The 2,019-nt window shown below is 44.4% G+C and carries 3 protein-coding genes; all 3 read right to left on the reverse strand.

The genetic code is table 11. The features are described from left to right. Window positions 1-303 precede the first annotated feature (303 nt). The 3 genes from F3H12_RS12985 to F3H12_RS12995 all read right to left on the reverse strand — a co-directional run bounded on the left by F3H12_RS12985 (window position 304) and on the right by F3H12_RS12995 (window position 1,872). Window positions 304-867: a winged helix-turn-helix transcriptional regulator gene (locus F3H12_RS12985; RefSeq protein WP_149679735.1), complete on the reverse strand. Its 564-nt coding sequence runs from the start codon at window positions 865-867 to the stop codon at window positions 304-306. Then, window positions 864-1,226, reverse strand: a complete 363-nt coding sequence (locus tag F3H12_RS12990) for a VOC family protein (protein ID WP_149679736.1) — start codon at window positions 1,224-1,226, stop codon at window positions 864-866. Before F3H12_RS12990 ends, F3H12_RS12985 begins: the two co-directional genes overlap by 4 nt. Before the next feature lie 127 nt (window positions 1,227-1,353). Further along, a complete protein-coding gene (locus F3H12_RS12995) occupies window positions 1,354-1,872 on the reverse strand; it encodes a response regulator transcription factor (RefSeq protein ID WP_149679737.1) in 519 nt (172 codons plus the stop codon). Between the last annotated feature and the right edge of the window lie 147 nt (window positions 1,873-2,019).

Here is a 2,019-nt window from a genome sequence, read left to right on the forward strand (position 1 = left end):
GCCCTTTATTTTATCGATTTTGGGCTATATTTTTGATATTTCAAAGAAAACAGGCATTCTCACCCACGTGAAAATGCCTGTTTTTCGACAATCTGATATAACATAAGTCTATGTTATATTATTTCACTTGGTCTGTAAAATTTTTGACTGAAAACACAGATCAGGCAGAATTCCTTTTATGCAATCTTCGCCAATTCCTTCCCCTGGCTGGCCCAACTATGCAAAAACGTCCCGTAAGGACGTTCTATCGGAAATGCACAATCGGATTCCCGGCTTTCAGCCGGATGATGAAAAGTAGTTGCTTTATAGCAATGAAGCCAGGTCTATCGAAAGCTGCTGAACCGGAGGCTGAACATTCTTTTCCAGCAAATACAGAAAGGAAGGCCGAGGCTCACCCATTATTTCCTTGCAAATCAGGCCGTCTCTGTGAAATTCTTGCAGCCGCAAGGATAACATGCGCGGAGTGATCCCTTCCAGCGATTGCCGAATTTCTTGGAATCTTGTGTGATTAAAGTTCAGTGACAGCAGGATGGGAATACCCCAAACTTTATCGGATAACCTGCCCTGTCCGATTCGCTGCTCACTGAGTTGAACCGCGCGAGCCGCTTCGCGATAGAGTCGTCCTTTTTCGGTAAGCACATATTCAGGCAAAAGCGGATGTCGTCGATCCCCAGGAGATAAATGAAGCAGCAAACCGTCCTCTACCATCTTCTTCAAGTACGCACTGAGTCGGGAAGGGGCAATATTCAGTTTGCTCTGCAGAGCCGTAAACCGTCCTCCGCTTCCTTCCAGTGCCAACAAGATAGGCAAGGTCCATTGCCCGGTCAGTTCGCTGCTAAGCCTCAGGACCTGTTGTTCCTTGCTCAAAGCTCAACGAGGGTTTCGGCAAGCATCAGGTTATGTCCATCGGGATCGACAAAGGTTGCGAGTTTGGCCATGCCGGGCACATGTTCCACTTCGCCGATAAAATTGACGCCATTCGCCTTCAACTGCTTCATGGCTTCTTCAATATTGACCACTTCAAATACTGTGGAAGAGGTAGCCGGCTCTACCGTCTGCGCTTCCGAAAACCCAATGACACAGTCCTTGGTGTTTGTGTTGACCATCGCTATGCCGTTGGCAGGATCGTGAAAAGTGACCTCAAAGCCAAGCTTGCCGGAATAAAACTCCAATGTCCGCTCCAGGTTGGATACGTTGTACCATACGCTTAGGCCCGATCGATACATGAGTTCAACCTCCTGAACAAAGATTTTACTACCGAAATTATATCATGGTATAAAATCGGTAGTAAAGTATTTTTTTATCCTTGCAGGACCAGCAGTTGGTCTTTTTTCATTGGCGGTACTAAAGCCACTAGAACCAACCCAACCTTTGCGCCAAGTGCGCCAGCAGCTGGGTTCTGGTTTTCACATTCAGCTTGCTGTAAATGTTATATACGTGCTTTTTGACGGTCGACAGGCTGATCATCATCTCATCGCTGATATCCAGGTTCGATTTTCCCTGCCTGAGCAACCGGATGACTTCTTTTTCCCTGTCCGATAAATGATAATCATCATACAGTTTTTCCAGTTTACTCTCCAGATTTTTTACGCCAATCCCATCATGCAATAAATTATAGGTGATGTTGGCAAGGTGCTTCTTCAATACATCCAATATGTAGATATCCTTATCCTTGAAGTCACCTAATTCCTTATTCCTGAATAAATTGATGATACCGATCAATTTCTTGTCTCTCATCAGCAGAATACCCGCGCCATACGGTATTTTAAGAGGCATCAGAAAATGCCTGTAAAACTCGGTTTTTGTTCGCACTTCTTCTTCCATGATATCGGTATCACGGTAAACCGTAGTCTCGGTAATAATGTCATACACATACCTTAAGTAATCCTTTTCATAAAAGTGTTCAATATATTCTTTCTTTTTCTGATCAAGTCCAATTTTTTGTGTAAAAATCCCTCTAGTTAGAACCAAGTGTTTCTATCACCACCGCTTGGCTTATTATACCGCCTCCGACCCTTT

Source organism: Thermoclostridium caenicola (assembly GCF_900142095.1).
Classification (GTDB): domain Bacteria; phylum Bacillota; class Clostridia; order DSM-8532; family DSM-8532; genus Thermoclostridium_A; species Thermoclostridium_A caenicola.